This window comes from Microbulbifer sp. Q7, assembly GCF_001639145.1.
In the GTDB taxonomy this organism is placed as follows: Bacteria; Pseudomonadota; Gammaproteobacteria; order Pseudomonadales; family Cellvibrionaceae; genus Microbulbifer.
In genome coordinates, this window is sequence record NZ_LROY01000002.1 from 1544467 (window position 1) to 1561171 (window position 16705).

Genomic DNA, 16705 nt, shown 5'->3' on the forward strand with positions numbered 1-16705 from the left:
TCACAGACCTGACACAATTTGGTCAAGTTCACGCAACATCGGCTTCGTATTTTCACCCCATGCGAAGCCTACCTGTCACATTGAAAACAGCCGACGTCTCCCTGGTTCTGCGGATGGCAGAGAGGGCGACACGGCCCGCCTCACGCAGGAACTACCTGCTGCTGTCCCGCTCTGCGGACGGGTGGCTCTATCTGGTTTCGCCGCTGCTGATTGCGCTGGCCAGCCCCCACCTGGCACTGCAATTCCTGTACAGCTGCGGCGCGGCCTTTGCCATTGAGCGCACGCTCTACTGGACCATCAAGAACACCACCCGGCGCAACCGCCCACCGGAAGCCATCCCGGGGCTGCGCTCCATCGTGGTGGCCAACGACCGCTTCAGCCTGCCGTCCGGCCATACCTCTGGTGCCTTTCTGTTTGTCACCCTGCTCAGCCAATGCCTGAATCCTCTCTGGGCCCTGGGCTACTTCTGGGCGGCCGGCGTGGGGACCTCCAGGGTGGGGCTCGGTGTGCACTTCCCCACCGATGTCTGCGCCGGCGCGCTTCTAGGCACCTGTGTTGGGTTTGCGGCAAGTGGTGCACTGCTGTAACCCACCCGCGCAACCGGAGAAGCACTTTGAAAATACTTTACGGCGTTCAGGGCACCGGCAATGGTCACTTGTCCCGTGCGCGCGCCATGGCAGGAGCGTTTCAGCAATTCCCGGAACTGGACGTACAGTGGCTGTTCAGCGGCCGCGCGCAGGAAAGCTTTTTCGCGATGGAAGCCTTTGGTGATTACTGGTGGCGCGAGGGCCTCACCTTCGCCCACAAGGCCGGAAAAATCGACCAGTTAGCGACCGTACGCCAGCTCAACCTGCCACGACTGCTGACCGATATTCGCACGTTACCGGTGGAGGACTTTGATCTGGTCATCAGTGACTTCGAGCCGGTAACCGCCTGGGCGGCAAAAAAACAAAAACGGCCCAGCCTGGGCCTGGGTCACCAGTACGCCTTCGACTTTTCCATCCCCACACCGCCGTTCGGCTGGGCCGCGCGCGCCATCATGAAGATGTTCGCACCGGTGCAGGTTGGCCTGGGCATGCATTGGCATCACTTCAGCCAGCCCATCCTGCCCCCCATCGCGCAAACCCACGAGGCAGCCGAACAGGCGGCTGACAACGATCAGGATTTCGTGCTGGTTTACCTGCCGTTTGAACATCACGCGGCCCTGCTGCACCAGTTGGCGCAGATTAAGCAGCGATTTATCGTTTACGGCCTGCCGGTCGACCTGCCAAAGGCGGATCACATCACCCTGAAGACGCCGTCGGTGGATGGCTTCCGTCGCGATCTCGCTGCGGCCAAGGCGGTGATCTGCAACAGCGGTTTTGAGCTGATCGCCGAGACGCTCACTTTGGGCAAGCCCATACTCACCCGTCCCTTGCAGGGCCAGTTCGAACAGGAAGCGAACGCCCTCGCCCTGCAGGAATTGCGATTGGCCAGGGTCGTCAAACATTTTGATGCCGTTACCATCAGCCGGTGGCTCGCAGAGCACCCGCGCGGCGTTCACATTAACTGGCCCGACGTCGCCACGGCCATCGCTGGATGGATCGCCGATGGGCGCCGCGACAGTCCGCAGCAACTGGCTCAGAGTCTTTGGGAAGGGGTTATGCCCGCATTGGCCACAGCGCAGCAGGGCACGCCACAACAAGCAGCGAAAGGGAAAAGCGGCATGCGAGATATCAAGGGAAGTGAAACCAGCTGACGGTGGCCTGAAGCGATTGCATGGGCTGCGCGTTCGGCGCGAGAGAAGAAGGAGCGCGTTACAGTCTGATGTGCAGGGTAAGCCCCGCGAGGCCTTCATCACCGCGCTCGTCGGGCGGCACAATACTGATCTCACCGTGGTAGCTCTCGACGATATCCACCACCACCGCGAGCCCGATGCCCTGCCCCTGTTGCTGCTGATCCGCACGCACCCCGCGCTGGACCACTTGCTGCCACTGGGTCTCGCTTAACCCGGGGCCATTATCCGCGACCAACACCTCAAGCCCGCGCTGGTCCGGGCGGTTAGCCGCATGGACCAGCAGCTTGCCGCCACCGTACTTGTAGCCGTTATCCAGCAGGTTGCCGAGCATTTCCATCAGGTCGCCCTCGTCGCCGTAAAACAACACCAAGTCGTCACACAATATTTCCGCGTCTACCGTCTTGCCCCGATATACCTTGTCCAGCGCCGTGAGGATCTTCTCAACCAGCGGCTGTACCGGGACACCGCGCAGGATGGACTTTGGCGAGGTCGCCACCGCGCGCTTCAACTGATAGCTGATAATGCTGTCCATGCGCTGTACCTGCTCTGCCAGTGCGGCTTCGGCGGCCTGCGGGTCCCGGGCCACGTCGAGCCCCTTCAGGACCGCCAGCGGTGTCTTCAGGCTATGCGCCAGGTCGCCGAGGGTGTGCCGGGTTTTCTCCCGCTGGCGACGCTCGTTTTCAATCAGCAGGTTGAGGTTGTCGGTGAGCGGCACCAGTTCGCGCGGAAAATTCCCCTGCAGAGTATCCGCACCTCCCTGTTGCATTTTTTGCAGCGCACGGGTGACGCCGCGCAACGGCGCCAGCCCCCATTGCAGCACCAGTAGCTGCACCGCAATCAGTGCCAGCGCGCCGATACCCAGCCAGCGCCACAGGGTGTCACTGAACTGCTTTACCTGCGCATACAGCGGTGCGGCGTCTTCAAGAATGACAAAGGTGAATTGCCGCTCGTTCTCCAGCCCCCAGGCAATGCCCTGGCGAAAACTGCTGTAGGGGGTATCGAGATCCGGCAAACGGACCTCCGCATAGACTTGCTGCCCTTGCCGCAGCGGCAGTGGTAGCGGTAACGCAGAAAAATTCGGCAGACTCAGTGCCGATTGCGAGCGCCAGATTACACGCCCACGGGCATCCATCACCGCGCCGATCAAGCCGGAGTCGGGCTGGTTAAAACGCTGCTCCGGTAGGTTCAGGGGCAGTTGCAGAGCATCCCCATCCGGCTCCGCTACCGCCAGCAGGGTGTACACATGCAACTGAAGTTCCCGCGCCTTGGCTTCGTCCAGGGAGGTTCGATAGGCCCGCTCGAGGACCCCGGACAGCACAACCAGAAACACCAGGAGTACCAGGGTCGCCATCAGGGAAAGACGGCCAGTGAGCGAATGCCACCAGCGACGAATCGCCAGCCACCATTGACCGGAGTGTGCGCGGGACAGCAACCGCTTAGCCCGCGGCAACACTGAATCGATAGCCGCGCCCGCGCAGGGTTTCGATCGGCTTGGCGCCACCGGCAGCATCAATTTTTTTACGCAATCGGCCGATAAACACCTCAATCACGTTGCTGTCACGGTCACAGTCCTGTTCATAAATGTGCTCGGTGAGCGTGGTTTTGGATACCACCTCATCGGGATGCAACATCAGATATTCGAGGACTTTATATTCGAACGATGTGAGTTCCAGCTCGCACCCCGATACCTTCACCCGCTGCGCACTGGTATCCATCTCGATGGGGCCGGCGTTGATGGTGGGCGAGGAAAAACCCGCGGAGCGACGCACCAGCGCATTCAGGCGCGCCAGCAGCTCTTCGGTGTGAAACGGCTTGGTCAGGTAGTCGTCGCCACCCGCTTCCAGGCCACGCACACGCTCCTGCCAGTGGCCACGGGCGGTCAAAATTAGGATGGGGAAATGGTGGGACTCCTTGCGCAGGGTTTCGATCACCTGGATACCGTCTACCTTCGGCAAACCCAGATCCATCACCGCCACGTCGTACGGGAACTCACGCCCCAGATACAACGCCTCCTCGCCATCCGGCGCCTCGTCTACCGTGTAGCCCGCTTTGCGCAGGGAAGCCGCAAGCTGCTCCCGCAGGGCATGCTCGTCTTCAACCAACAGTGCGCGCATAAAATTTCCTCTACCTGTTATCGGTGGCCGGAACACTCAACCGGAGCATCAACGGGAGATGCGGCCACTTTTCTTGTCTACGAACACCACATAGACCTGACTCTTGTCAGAAAGTCCCTTAACCCGGTACATGGCCCGGCCATTGCGCTGCACTTCACTGATTGCCAGGATTTTTCCGCCGTAACGTTTCTTCACCAGGGCCGCCGCTTGATCGCGGGAAACACCGCGGTTCTGTACGCGCATGCTGGCGAGGGGCTGCACATTCAGGTAACCCAACCCGCGCACGGAATTTTCCCCGGAAGTGCGATCCTCAGCACGCTGCCCCGCATGGAGCGGTGAGGCGAGCAGCGTGGCACACAGGCCAATCACCAAAACCATCGCAGCGGTTGGGGTAGCGGGAAATTTCACAATGCAGCTCCTGTTATCGTTGAATCGCCGGTGATGTCAAAGAACCGGCGTGACGTCCACACGCACCCGAATTTTATCCCCGGGATGGCGGTCGGTGCGAATCAGATATTCCTGACCGTTATAGCGGTAGTTTACGTCATATCCTACCAATTCCCGACGGGTACTGACTTCCTCAACCACCCGGCACTGCTGCTGGGTGCCGTACTGCACCGGCGCCGTTTGCTGGCTGATGGCGCTACCGATGGCCGCGCCAACCGCGGCCCCGGCGAGGGTACCCGCACCCTTGTTGCCGCGATGGTAGTGGCGGTGGCGCCCGTAGCCATGACGGTAGCCCCGGGCCGCATCGCGCCCCACCGCCGCGCCAATCAGGCCGCCGATAATGGCACCCGCCGGAGAGGGTCGCTGGTAGGTAACGGGCTGGTCCCAGCACTGGGTGCGCGGTTCCACTATCTGGATATCGTTATAAATGGGGGTAACGCCAGTGACAATGGCGTAGTCATAGCCGTCCTGCCCCTCGTAGTAGCCACTCGGACCGGCCACACCCTGCGCGCTGAACCCCACCAGGCTGGCGGTAAGGCCGGCGAAGGCCAGCTGCTGGAAAAACTTCTGCATCTTAACCATGTTGTTTGCTCCCTGAGACCCGAAACTCGGCGCCTGTTGACCACCCAATTGAACCAATGAGAGCACTTTACGCCCAATTGGCTGAATCTATCCTGAACTTGCCAGGTCCCAGCGGTGAATCATCTCGCCGTTTCAGTCGGATACGCCCCGACGCTTGCGCCAGCGCTCGCGGAAGCGCTGGCGCTGGTCTGGGCTCATCTTGCGCCAGCGCTCACGCAGGCGACGCTGGCGCTCCGGGGGAAGCTGCCGGAACCGCTCGCGCGCCTCACGGATCTTCTTGCGCTGTTCCGGCGGTAGCGCCTTGAAGCGGGTGTACGCCTCGCGCAATGCGTCACGCTGCTCGGGACTGAGCCGCTGCCATTTGCCGAACTCCTGACGGGCGCGCTTGCGCTCCTCGGGGGTCATCGCCGCCCAGCGCTCTGCCCCTTCGCGCAGGCGAGTGCGCTGCTCTGGCGTAAACTGCTCCCAGCGCTGCTCGAAGCGCTGCAGCAGCTGGCGCTCACTGTCACTCAGATCCTGCCAGCTTGGCGCATCGGCCCGCGCCACACTGGCAAGCGAGCACAACAACAGCAACACCGGGGCAATCCCCCGCGCCAACCAGGGCTGAAGAGCGCGTTTCAACCTGCGTTTTGCTGTGGCACTAATCATCTTGCTCACCCTCTTCACTTTGCGCATCCGTTTCGGTCTCCACCGCCGGTTGCGGGAGCACGTCTTCCGTCCAGGTATCTTCCACGTCACTGGGGGCGATAAACTCGCCGGTGTCATCGCTCCAGTCGGAAAGAAACATCAAGAACTCCTCATCCAGTGGCTCTTCGGCGATAGCGGAAGGCAGTACCAACAGCATCAGAGCCAGTGCTGTCCCGCGCAGTCTGGAGTCACGCCCCCCCGGGAGATCAGGATGAATAGCCATCCGGCGTCTCCTCCGCCAACCACTGGTAAAACTCCACGTCCTGGATCATTTCCAGCTCCGCTTCCTCGTCGAGAATCCAGGCGTCGGCCAACATGTCGACGGGCTTCGCCGGTTGCGTGAGGGTTCCCGGCCACACAACCACAATCGCGATGGTCACTACCGCGGCACTGGCCAGCCCCACCGGCAACCATGGCGCCATCCTTGGGCCGGTGCCGGTGCCGTTCGCATCCAGTGCGGCAGCGCGCGCACGCCGCAGACGAGACAGGGTTTCCCCATCCAGAGAAGCGTCGCGACGATCCATCGCGGCACGTGCGCCGGCCACCAGGTCGCGCTCGCCAGGGCTTCTCGTGCGGTTGTCGCTGGGTTTCGCCGAATCGCGACCGGGCGACGGATTCTTCGGGGGTGTCATCGCACTTCCTCCAATTGCGTACGCAGGGCGGCAAGCGCCCGGGAAAGGTGGGTTTTTACACTACCAGCACTGCAGGACATGGCACTGGCAGTCTCTGCAACATCGAATCCTTCGACACAGCGCAGCATAAAAGCCTGCTGCTGCCGCGGTGGCAAACCGCTGACGGCCGACTCGATTTGCTCCAGTGCGTGCTGGGAAAACACCAGCTGCTCCGGCTGCGGCCCAGCCGTATCTTCCAGCACGCCCGGGTCAAAGCCATCATCCTCGTCGTCACCCACAAACTTCTCCCTCAGCAACTGCCATCGGGAAACGGTCTTGTGACGACGATGCCAGTCGGTGATGCGATTATTGAGGATGGTAAAAAATAGCGGGCGCCATTGATCCCGCTGCTTGTGGCGGTAGCGACGCACCAGCGCGAACATCGCATCCTGCACGATATCCAGAGCGTCGTCACGGTTTCCCACCGCCATCGCGGCCATGGAAAAAGCGCGTTTTTCTACCGAAGCGAGAAACTGTTCCATGCAGTGAGTAGCAGCCCGTTGCGCAGGGTTCTTTTTATTGAGGGGGAAAACCCGCGGCTCCCCGATTCAGGAGCCGCATTGGGATTTTGGGTTACTTGCGCAGCCGGTCACCGCGGCGGTCCATGCGACGATCGACCCCCTGACCTTTGCGGTCCAGGCGCTGATCAACACGATCCCCCTTGCGATCCAGACGGCGGTCAATTTTATCGCCCTTGCGGTCCAGACGGCGGTCGATACGGTCGCCCTTGTTGTCGAGGTGGGCCGCGCGCTTGTCGTTGCCGCGCGCTTCCGCCCGCTCCGATGCACCGTCCAGGCGGCTATCAATGCGATCCCCCTTGTTGTCGAGGCGGCGATCTACACGATCTCCCTTTTTGTCCAAACGATTGTCAATGCGGTCCCCGCGGCGATCCATGCGGTTTTCAATCCGGTCGCCCTTGTTGTCCAAGTGCTGAGCGCGCTGCTCGCCATCGTCCGCCATTGCGGAAAAGGAGAACAGTGCAACGGCCAGAACAACAGCTTGGTTTTTGATCAATTTCATCGATGGATTCCCTGTTGTGGTCAATGATGGGCGAATACAACTCGCCAGCTCATTGATAAAAACGTGCGAAAACCGGATCGGTTGACATAAATTTTAAAAAAATCACTCAGCTGGCTGTTGCTTCCTGAGGTTCGGGCTCCTTGGGCTCAGACCCAACCCAGTGTTGTGTCAGGGTACCCGCCGTCATGGCACCGTTCACATTGAGTGCCGTGCGCGCCATATCAATCAATGGCTCGACAGAGATCAGAAGCGCAGCAATCTGCACTGGCAGCCCCATGGTAGGCAAAACCACCAGAGCAGCAAAAGTGGCCCCGCCGCCCACGCCAGCAATCCCAAAGGAGCTGATCACAATCACCGCAATCAGGGACGCCAGCCACACCGGGTCAAAAACATTGATACCCAACGGCACCGCCACCATCACCGCGAGCATTGCCGGATAAATTCCGGCACATCCGTTCTGGCCAATCGTGGCCCCGAAGGAGGCGGAGAAGTTGGCAATGGCTGGCGAATTTTTCAGCTCATCGATCTGGGTTTCCACGTTCAGGGGAATCGTGGCCGCGCTGGACCGGGAGCTGAAGGCGAACACCAGCACCGGCCAGACCTTGGCGAAATAGTGTATCGGGCTGATGCCGTTCACCAGCAACAGTACCCCGTGCACCACAAACATCAGGGCGATGGCGACAAAAGAGGCGATGACAAAGTTGAACAGATTGAAAATATCCGCCCAACTGGATTTGGCAATCAGGGCAGTGACCAGCGCCATGACGCCATAGGGGGTGAAGGCCATAATCAGCCGCACCAGTTTCATCACCCAGGTCTGGGCAATGGACACAAAGTGCTCGATGGCCGCACCCTGCTCCGGGTTTTCACGACGCACCGCCAGCGCCGCCAGCCCCAGCAGCACCGCAAATATCACCACCGCAATCACCGAGGTATCGCGCTGACCGGCGAGGTCCGCAAAAATGTTGCGCGGGATGAAGGAGGTCAGTATTTGCGGAATGCTCAGGTCGCTGACCCGCCCCATACGCTCATTCAACACTTCTACCCGAGCCGCTTCCCGCGCGCCTTCCACAAGCCCCTCGGCAGAGAGCCCGAACAACCAGGCAATCATCACTCCAATCAAGGCGGCAATAGCCGTCGTCCCCAGCAGGACCGCCAGCACCGAGCCGCTGATCTTGCCCAGTGATCGGGTGTCACTGACTTTGACCACCGCACCAAGAATGGAGACCAGCACCAGGGGCATCACCAGCAGGTACAGTAAGTTGACGTAGCCTTCGCCAATCAGCCCCACCCAATCCAGAACCCAGGCCGTATTTACCCCCCAACCCTCGGCAATGTGCATCACACCGCCCAACAGCAAACCCAGCAGCAGGCCGGCAAATACTGCCGGTGCCAGGGAGTTGCGGCTGCGATGCCAGCGAGCCAGGGGCCAGATCAGGAGCAGGTAAATGGCCAGTAGGAGTAGTGCACTCAATTGCATGCGTTAGGAGTCCCCAATTGCAAACTTTGCCGTAAAAAATTGCGCGCATGCTAACAGCTGGCGCGCGATTCCTTTAAAGACGCTTTGGTTATAGATATAGAAACAGCACAACACCCGGCGACTGCGCAATGCGGCTCACTCACAAAGACAGGGCTGAACGTGACGATACCAATTCGCTTAGAGTGAACAGCCTTACGGCTAGTGCTGGCTATTGAACAGCGCTGCGGATGGCCTGAATTGCCTCGGCAAGTGTCTCTGCCGTCTGTGGTCCCACCAAGGTGCCCTGCCACTGGCCGTTGGCGTCGATAATCAGCGTCGATGGCAACACCTGAGGCACCGGCTGCCCCCAGTGGTCGGCTGGCGCTCCGGCCAGCAGGGGAAACTCAATCCCAAACTGCTCGGCCTGCCGCCGCACCTGTTCCGCTGGCAAGCGATCGAAATTGATACCCAGCACCAGCACCTCCGATTTGTGCTCCCGGTAGAAGCGATTCAGCTCGGGGATTTCCTCGCGACAGGGCGCGCACCATTCCGCCCAATAATTCACCAGCAGTATTCTGCCTTCTGTAGGTACCGTGTCCCCTTCCAGGGATTGCAGGCCGCCGGCATGTTTTTCGCAACCACTGGCGAATAGCAGAATAAGCGATAGCAGCAGGTACAGCTTGGGCTGATCAGGAATTCGCGGTACGGCTCGATGTCTTGGTTCCGGCATTGCGGCTACGTCCTTTACTGGAAGACTTGTTATCGTTGTTATCGCTTTCCTGCTGCGGTGATTCCGCGGCCCCGTCCACGGGTTCCACCGACTTTTCCAGCATTTCCTTTGCCATGGACTCCCGGAAAAGATCGCCGAGGGATTTTGAGAGATGCTCATGGGAGAACTCTTTCGACTCCTGGAAGCGGGCATTCACTTCCCGGAACCAGGGGCGGGCATTCAGTTCCCGGTGGCCGCTCTCTGGCACCGGCCCCGGGTGCAGCCAGTCGCGCAGCTGCTCCAGGGTGATCGAATCCAGATCCCGCACCAGCACATGTTCGGTGCGATCGGTTTGCGCGATGACGTTATGCGACTGCAGGATTTCACGGATACGCCGCCACTGTGCAGGGCGGATACCCGCGCGGGAAATATCCTGATCACTGACCGATATCCCCTTCTGGTAGTTGCTGAAGAATTTCGCCATCAACACCAGTGTTGCCACCAGATCCGAATACTTTCGGCCCTGCGCGGCCGCGTGGTAAGCAGACAGAGTTCGCACCAGCACACAACCGGCCAGTACAATCATCCACAGGGTGTAAAGCCAGATCAGGAAGAGCGGCACAAAGGCAAAAGCACCGTAGATGGCCTGTACCGAGCTGCGCGCAACAATAGCGCCAAACAGATGCTTGGCCGCTTCAAACGCAATGGCGGTAATCACGCCCCCGGCAAACCCGTACCGCAGAGGTACACGACAGTTGGGCACCGCGACAAACAGCAGGGTAAATGCCACCGCCGTAAATATGAATGGCAGGATCCGCAGAAATACCGGCAGCAGGCCCAGACTGTCGTTCTGGGCAAGGACTTTTTGTGAAAACAGATACGTGGTCGTCGCCATGCCCGCGCCCAGCAGGATCGGCCCCAGGCTGAGAATGGCCCAGTACAACAGGAAACTCGAAATGCCGGTGCGCCCCTTGGGGATATCCCAGATGGCGTTGAACGTCGTTTCAATATTTTTCAGCATAATGCCCGCGGTCAGCAGCAGTATGGCAATACCGACGCCGGTCAGACGCTGGGCCTGTGACGAAAAATTACTGATGTATTCCTGTACCTCACGACCACTCTCCGGCACGAAGTGAGAAAAGATCTGCTGCTGGATTTTGCTCTCCAGGCCGGCAAAATCCGGGAACAGGGAGAGCATCGCGTAACTCACGGTTACCAGCGGCACAATCGCGAACAGCGTCATGTAAGTGAGGGCGGCCGCATTCTGACGACAGTTCTTTTCGTTGAATACGGACCAGAGAGAGGCGAAAAAGCGACGCCAGCGGTGCACCATTTCAGTCATGGGTCTTCTCAGTTTGTTATATAGCCACGTGTGCCGAACTCTATTCTGAATCCGAGCGCAAACGCCGTGCAATCTGTCTAAAAAGTACGCCATACCCCAGCGTAGACCAGGAATCAGACAGGCTCATGGACGGCCAACAGTCACCTGTTAGAATACGCCAAACCTTAACAGGATACCCCTTCGATGTGGACGATCTATCATAACCCGCGCTGTTCAAAATCGCGCCAGACCCTGCAATTGCTGCAAGAGCACAATATTGATCCGGACGTCGTACTCTACCTGGAGACGCCGCCGGACGCGGATACCCTGAAAAACTTGCTGGCCAAGCTCGGCATCGGGCCCCGCGATCTGCTGCGCAAAGGCGAAGACGACTACAAGGCACTAAACCTGAAGGACACCAGCCTCACCGACAATGCGCTGGTACAGGCCATGGTTTCGCACCCCAAGCTGATCGAGCGCCCTATTGTCGTTAAAAACGACAAGGCCGTGCTCGGCCGCCCACCGGAAAACGTTCTGGAGCTGATTTAATGGCCGCCGAGCCCTACGTATTGATTCTGTATTACAGCCGCGGCGGCACCACCGCCAGCATGGCAGCAGAACTGGCGCGCGGCGTCGAACAGGCAGGCGGACATGCCCGCCTGCGCACCGTGCCACCGGTCTCCCCGGACACCGAAGCCAGCCTGCCGCCCGTTCCCGACAGCGGTGCGCCCTATTGCACGGCAGACGACCTGCGCCACTGCGCCGGCCTGCTGTTGGGCAGCCCTACCCGCTTTGGCAATATGGCCGCCCCCCTGCGCCACTTTCTCGACCAGACCAGTGACATGTGGCTCGATGGCAGCCTGATTGGCAAACCGGCCGCAGTCTTCACCTCTACCGGTAGTCTGCACGGTGGCCAGGAGAGTACCCTGATCTCCATGATGCTGCCCCTGCTGCACCACGGCATGCTGATCGCCGGTATTCCCTATTCCGAGGCGGCGCTGATGCACACCACCACCGGTGGCACGCCCTACGGCGCTTCCCACTGGTCCGGCAGTAATGCCGACGGACTGAGCGAAGATGAAACCAGCCTGTGCCGGGCACTGGGCAAACGCATTGCTCTTCTCACCCGCCAGCTCGGAGACGACCATGGCTAAAACCCCCAAGACCATCGACCCCGCCGCCGTTGCCGGCAAACTGGCGGTTGCCCGCAAGCTCAACTGGGTGTGTTACGCCGGGCTACTGGTCCTGTTTGCGGTGTGGAACCTGTTTCTCGACGGCTCCCTCAAATGGTGGCTGCTGCAGACCATCCCCCTGCTGCTGGTTTTACCCGGGATGCTGAAGCAGCATCAACGCAGCTATTTGTGGCTGTGTTTTATCCTGCTGTTGTACATCACCGCCGGTATCGTCGACGTAATGATGCCTACGCGCGGCTGGCAGCATGGCGCTCTTACCGCCCTGAGCCTTATCCTGTTTGTTTCCGCAATGATGACCAGCCGCTGGCAGGTCCAACTGCACAACGCCCAACGCTAATAACACAACAAGACCGTCAAAGGAGTTTCAGGTTTGAGCGAAGCAACCCACCAACGCGGCCCCATCCGCCGTTTTTTTGGCGCCATCGGCGGCGCCATCACCTGGCTGCGCCGGGTCGTTACCAACCTGCTGTTCCTGTTGATCCTGCTGTTTATCGGCATCGCCATCTTTGGCGGTGAAGAGCGCATCACGGTGCCACAGGGTGGCGCGCTAAAAGTTGCCCCCGCCGGATTTCTGGTGGATGAAGTCAGCCAGCCCAGCGGTGTGCCCGGTTTTCTTGGCGGTCCGTCAAGGCCGCAGGAAACCCGCGTCAAAGACCTGGTCGAAGCCATCGACCGCGCGGCCAATGACAATCGTATCGGCGCACTGGTGCTCGAACTCGACTATCTGGCAGGCGCCAGCCTGAGCAAGCTTGAAGAAGTCGGCGAAGCCGTACAGCGCTTCAAGGCGACGGAAAAGCCGGTGTATGCCATTGGAGACAACTTCACCCAGGGGCAATACTTCCTCGCCAGTCACGCCGACAAGGTGTACATGAACCCAATGGGCTCATTGTTGATCACCGGGTTTGGCAGCTACCGCAATTACTACAAAAGCGCGCTCGACAAGCTGAAAATCAACTTCCACGTATTCCGCGTCGGTGATTACAAGGACTTTATCGAGCCCTACACCCGCGATGATATGTCCCCAGCCTCGCGGGAAAACAACGCCCGCTGGCTGCACCAGCTGTGGACCGAATACACGGAGCAGGTAACCGGCCTGCGCAACCTGCCCCCCAATGCGATCGACAGCTACATTGCCGACCTGCCGGAAAACCTGCGCGCCCAGGGCGGCAGTTGGGCGGACGCGGCACTGGCCAATAAATTTGTCGACAAACTGCTCACCCGCCGCGCCGCGGTGGCGGAAGTACAGGAGCTGGTCGGTGTCAGTGACGCCGACAAGTCCCAGTACAAAGCAATTAATGCAATGGACTACTTGCGCCAAGCCAAGCTGACCGACCTGCCCGACCCGCGCCATCAAGCGGACAAAATCGGCTTGATCAGTGCCGCTGGCGCCATCATGGATGGCGAGGCTCCCGCCGGACAGATCGGCAGCGCCACCCTGGGTAAGCTGATTGCCGAGGCGCGGGAAAAAGAGGTCAAGGCGCTGGTGCTGCGGATCGACAGCCCCGGCGGCTCCGCCTTTGCTTCCGAAGCCATCCGCCAGGAACTGCTGGCCACCCGTGAGGCCGGCATCCCCGTGGTCATTTCCATGGGCAGCGTGGCAGCCTCCGGCGGCTACTGGATTGCCGCAGGCGGCGACCGTATCTGGGCCTCGCCTTCCACCATCACCGGCTCGATCGGTGTATTTGGTGCCTTCCCAACCTTCGAGGATTCCCTTGAGCACCTGGGGATCTTCAACGATGGCGTGGGCACCACGGAACTGGCGGGCACCATGCGCCTGGATCGCGCGCTGCCGGAAGCTGCCGCCGATATCCTGCAGCAGGGTGTTGAGCACACTTACGCCCAGTTCCTGCAGCTGGTGGCGGGAGCCCGCAACAGCACCCCACAGGAAATCCATAAAATTGCCCAGGGCCAGGTATGGACCGGGCGCACCGCCCATAAACTGGGCCTGGTGGATGAGCTGGGCAATCTCAAGGACGCCATCGCCGATGCCGCGCAGCTGGCAGAGCTGGAAAAATACGACGTGGTGGAAATCCAGCGCGAGCTGACCCCCAGTGAAAAACTCATGCGCGCACTGGCAGAAAACGTCGATGCCCGAATCGCCGCCAGCGTTGAGCAGAATCTTCCACTGGGCGCCTGGTTCAGTAGCCTGCAGCCGGCCCTGCAGCCCCTGGCTGAGCTGAAAAGCTTCCAGGATCCGCGCGCACTGTATGTGCGCTGCATGCATTGCATCGCACCCTGACCACAAAAGCTCCGCTGTACCCGATGGTGCAGCGGGGCGCCTACCCATCGCCTGTCCCCCCTCACCGCCGCGCCCACCAGCGAAACAGGCGCCCACAGACACCGCAACGCCCTCGCCGCACTGAATTTGTGCAACTAAAATTGCAGCGGGCAGTCGGCGAACCATTTTGATGCATTATTCGGTGGTTTCCCGCATCCGTTGACATGACCGGATGCATTAGTTGCCAGCCAGCCGGCTACAAGCACCGCCATAGCTCACTTTTTTCCGTCTGGCACTATTTTTGGATTGTCATAGTAAAGCGCGGGTCTGACCGACAGCCCATGAAGCGATAACTTGCACATCAGCCCGGAATCGAATGACACAATTAAATGGCGAGGCGCACAGCGAAACAGACATCCAGTGGCTCATTGCCAGTGACCTCGACGGCACCCTGCTGGATCACTTCAGCTATTCTCACCAACCGGCCGACGCCACTCTGGCACTCCTGGAGTCAAACGCTGTCCCCGTCATCCTCAACAGCAGTAAAACCCGCGACGAGATGCTCGCCCTACGGCAGGCCCTCAACAACCAGCATCCGTTTATCGTTGAAAACGGCTCGGCCATTTTTATCCCCCAGGGATACTTCCCGCAAAAGCCCGAACTGGCGCGGGAAGACGCCGGTTATTGGATTCTTGAGCCCGGTGCGCGACGTCAGGATATCCTCGCGTTTCTGGCCAAGGACGCACAAAAGAACAGTGCGCCCTACCTCAATTTCAATAGCGCCAGCACAGAAGAAATTGTTGCCGCCACCGGCCTGACCGATCACGAGGCACAAAGAGCCAACCAGCGCGATTATTCCGAGCCGTTGTTGTGGCAAGGGGATGAGCAGCAAAAGCTGGCGTTTACTGCCCGCGTCAATGCCGCGGGGTTTTCCACCCTACAGGGCGGCCGCTTCCTGCACGTGCTCGGCCAGACCGACAAGGGGCGCGCCACCAACCTGCTAAAGAAAACCTACCAGAACTACACCCGGCGCGAATGCCGGCTGATCGCCAGCGGCGATGGACCAAACGATCTCGACATGTTGAGCGTTGCCGATATCGCCATCATCGTCCGCTCTCCGGCGCATCCGCCACCGGACCTGCCCCACCACCCATCCCTGCTCATCACGCGCGAGACCGGTCCTCAGGGGTGGGCGGACGCCATCGGAGAAATCTTCGCTGCCGGCTCGCCCTACCCCGCGCTGATGCGCAACTAACCAGACGTACAAAAGGAAGCAATCCGTGACCGACTTTTTTCAGAATGGCGACATCACGACCCTGCACAACCTTTCCAATCGCAGCCTGGAAGATATGGAAGCGGACCTGATGCGCTTTTCCAGGCAGCGCCCCATGTCCCTGCTGCTGCCCTCCCTGTATTCAGAACTGGAAGGCGAAGCCCTGCCCCGCATTCTCAAGATTCTTGCGGAAGTGCCCTATCTGTCGGAAATCGTGATCGGTCTCGACCGTGCAGATGAATCCCAGTACCGCGATGCCCTCAAACAGTTCAGCATCCTGCCGCAGCACGTGCGGGTATTGTGGAACGATGGCCCGCGCCTGCGTGAGCTGGACGCACAGCTGCAACGGGATGGCCTGGCGCCCATGGACGCGGGCAAGGGGCGCAATGTGTGGTATTGCCTCGGCTACATTCTTGCCTCCGGTCGCGGCGAAGCCATCGCCCTGCACGACTGTGACATCGTCACTTACGATCGCATGATGCTGGCACGGCTGTTCTATCCGGTCGCCAATCCCCAGTTCAGCTACGAGTTCTGTAAAGGCTATTACTCCCGTGTGGCCAACGGAAAAATCAATGGCCGCGTTTGTCGGCTACTGGTCACGCCACTGATCCGCACCCTGAAAAAAATCTACGGGCATACCAAGTACCTGGAATACATGGACAGCTTCCGCTACTCCCTCGCCGGTGAGTTTTCCTTCCGCCGCGACGTGGTCAATGATCTGCGTATCCCCAGTGACTGGGGCCTGGAGATCGGCGTACTGTCAGAAATGTACCGCAATTACTCCACCAACCGACTGTGCCAGGTGGATATCGCCCACGCCTACGACCACAAACACCAGGATGTTTCCTTTGACGATGAGGACTGTGGCCTGTCGAAGATGTCCATCGATATTGCCAAGTCATTTTTCCGCAAGCTCGCCACCCAGGGCACCGTGTTTTCTTCGGAGACTTTCCGCAGTATCAAGGCCACCTACTTCCGCATCGCCCTCGACTTTGTCGAAACCTACCGCAACGATGCCATCATAAATGGCCTGAATTTTGATATTCATAAAGAGGAGCAGACCGTGGAGCTCTTCGCCAGCAATCTGGTCAAGGCGGGACAAGCTTTTCTCGACAACCCCATGGAAACCCCGTTTATTCCCAGCTGGAACCGGATCACCAGCGCCGAGCCAGGTTTCCTCGACCGACTGAAAAAGGCGGTCGAGGCGGATTACGAGGAGTACAACGGGTAACTG

Annotated in this window: 20 protein-coding genes; 8 read left to right on the top strand and 12 right to left on the bottom strand. The window is 59.8% G+C overall.

What is annotated here, in order from left to right; genetic code table 11:
* The first annotated feature begins 59 nt into the window (after positions 1–59).
* Together AU182_RS12200 and AU182_RS12205 are read left to right on the top strand one after the other, a co-directional pair.
* Entirely contained in the window at positions 60–587 is a 528-nt protein-coding gene (locus tag AU182_RS12200) for a phosphatase PAP2 family protein (RefSeq protein ID WP_066965524.1), read from the top strand.
* A gap of 26 nt (positions 588–613) precedes the next feature.
* Positions 614–1738, top strand: coding sequence for an MJ1255/VC2487 family glycosyltransferase (locus tag AU182_RS12205; RefSeq protein ID WP_066965525.1), 1125 nt, complete (start codon positions 614–616; stop codon positions 1736–1738).
* Between the two features lie 58 nt (positions 1739–1796).
* On the opposite strand, the gene AU182_RS12210 is transcribed toward AU182_RS12205, so the two are convergent.
* The 12 genes from AU182_RS12210 to AU182_RS12265 all read right to left on the bottom strand — a co-directional run bounded on the left by AU182_RS12210 (position 1797) and on the right by AU182_RS12265 (position 10808).
* Complete coding sequence (locus AU182_RS12210) at positions 1797–3209, bottom strand: ATP-binding protein (protein ID WP_227718242.1); 1413 nt, start codon at positions 3207–3209, stop codon at positions 1797–1799.
* 4 nt (positions 3210–3213) lie between these two features.
* Positions 3214–3891 carry a response regulator transcription factor gene (locus tag AU182_RS12215; RefSeq protein ID WP_066965530.1) on the bottom strand — a complete coding sequence of 226 codons (678 nt, stop codon included), beginning with the start codon at positions 3889–3891 and terminating at the stop codon, positions 3214–3216.
* A gap of 48 nt (positions 3892–3939) precedes the next feature.
* The gene (locus tag AU182_RS12220) at positions 3940–4299 is read right to left on the bottom strand and encodes a PepSY domain-containing protein (protein WP_066965534.1); all 360 of its coding nucleotides are present in this window, start codon (positions 4297–4299) and stop codon (positions 3940–3942) included.
* A 36-nt stretch (positions 4300–4335) separates the two neighbouring features.
* Entirely contained in the window at positions 4336–4920 is a 585-nt protein-coding gene (locus tag AU182_RS12225; RefSeq protein ID WP_066965536.1) for a glycine zipper 2TM domain-containing protein, read from the bottom strand.
* A gap of 132 nt (positions 4921–5052) precedes the next feature.
* Complete coding sequence (locus tag AU182_RS12230; RefSeq protein WP_193754339.1) at positions 5053–5541, bottom strand: DUF3106 domain-containing protein; 489 nt, start codon at positions 5539–5541, stop codon at positions 5053–5055.
* A gap of 19 nt (positions 5542–5560) precedes the next feature.
* Positions 5561–5830, bottom strand: coding sequence for a hypothetical protein (locus AU182_RS16680; protein WP_193754340.1), 270 nt, complete (start codon positions 5828–5830; stop codon positions 5561–5563).
* Positions 5814–6239, bottom strand: coding sequence for a hypothetical protein (locus AU182_RS12240; RefSeq protein WP_066965543.1), 426 nt, complete (start codon positions 6237–6239; stop codon positions 5814–5816). Before AU182_RS12240 ends, AU182_RS16680 begins: the two co-directional genes overlap by 17 nt.
* On the bottom strand, positions 6236–6826 hold the full coding sequence (locus AU182_RS12245; protein WP_227718315.1) for an RNA polymerase sigma factor: 591 nt from the start codon (positions 6824–6826) through the stop codon (positions 6236–6238). The genes AU182_RS12240 and AU182_RS12245 overlap by 4 nt, the downstream gene beginning before the upstream one ends.
* A gap of 25 nt (positions 6827–6851) precedes the next feature.
* The gene (locus AU182_RS12250) at positions 6852–7298 is read right to left on the bottom strand and encodes a hypothetical protein (protein WP_066965549.1); all 447 of its coding nucleotides are present in this window, start codon (positions 7296–7298) and stop codon (positions 6852–6854) included.
* Between the two features lie 106 nt (positions 7299–7404).
* Entirely contained in the window at positions 7405–8778 is a 1374-nt protein-coding gene (locus tag AU182_RS12255) for an L-cystine transporter (RefSeq protein ID WP_066965552.1), read from the bottom strand.
* Between the two features lie 208 nt (positions 8779–8986).
* Positions 8987–9487 carry a TlpA disulfide reductase family protein gene (locus tag AU182_RS12260; RefSeq protein WP_066965555.1) on the bottom strand — a complete coding sequence of 167 codons (501 nt, stop codon included), beginning with the start codon at positions 9485–9487 and terminating at the stop codon, positions 8987–8989.
* The gene (locus AU182_RS12265; RefSeq protein ID WP_066965558.1) at positions 9447–10808 is read right to left on the bottom strand and encodes a YihY family inner membrane protein; all 1362 of its coding nucleotides are present in this window, start codon (positions 10806–10808) and stop codon (positions 9447–9449) included. The genes AU182_RS12260 and AU182_RS12265 overlap by 41 nt, the downstream gene beginning before the upstream one ends.
* 183 nt (positions 10809–10991) lie before the next feature.
* On the opposite strand from AU182_RS12265, the gene arsC reads away from it, so the two are divergent.
* From arsC to AU182_RS12295, 6 genes are all read left to right on the top strand, one after another.
* Complete coding sequence (gene arsC, locus AU182_RS12270; RefSeq protein ID WP_066965560.1) at positions 10992–11336, top strand: arsenate reductase (glutaredoxin); 345 nt, start codon at positions 10992–10994, stop codon at positions 11334–11336.
* A complete protein-coding gene (gene wrbA / locus AU182_RS12275; protein WP_066965563.1) occupies positions 11336–11941 on the top strand; it encodes an NAD(P)H:quinone oxidoreductase in 606 nt (201 codons plus the stop codon). The genes arsC and wrbA overlap by 1 nt, the downstream gene beginning before the upstream one ends.
* Complete coding sequence (locus AU182_RS12280) at positions 11934–12317, top strand: DUF2069 domain-containing protein (protein ID WP_066965565.1); 384 nt, start codon at positions 11934–11936, stop codon at positions 12315–12317. The genes wrbA and AU182_RS12280 overlap by 8 nt, the downstream gene beginning before the upstream one ends.
* A 33-nt stretch (positions 12318–12350) precedes the next feature.
* Positions 12351–14219, top strand: coding sequence for a signal peptide peptidase SppA (gene sppA / locus AU182_RS12285; protein WP_066965568.1), 1869 nt, complete (start codon positions 12351–12353; stop codon positions 14217–14219).
* A 355-nt stretch (positions 14220–14574) separates the two neighbouring features.
* Positions 14575–15453, top strand: a complete 879-nt coding sequence (locus AU182_RS12290; RefSeq protein ID WP_066965570.1) for a mannosyl-3-phosphoglycerate phosphatase — start codon at positions 14575–14577, stop codon at positions 15451–15453.
* Between the two features lie 25 nt (positions 15454–15478).
* Positions 15479–16702, top strand: a complete 1224-nt coding sequence (locus AU182_RS12295) for a glycosyl transferase (protein WP_066965572.1) — start codon at positions 15479–15481, stop codon at positions 16700–16702.
* The last annotated feature ends 3 nt before the right edge of the window (positions 16703–16705 follow it).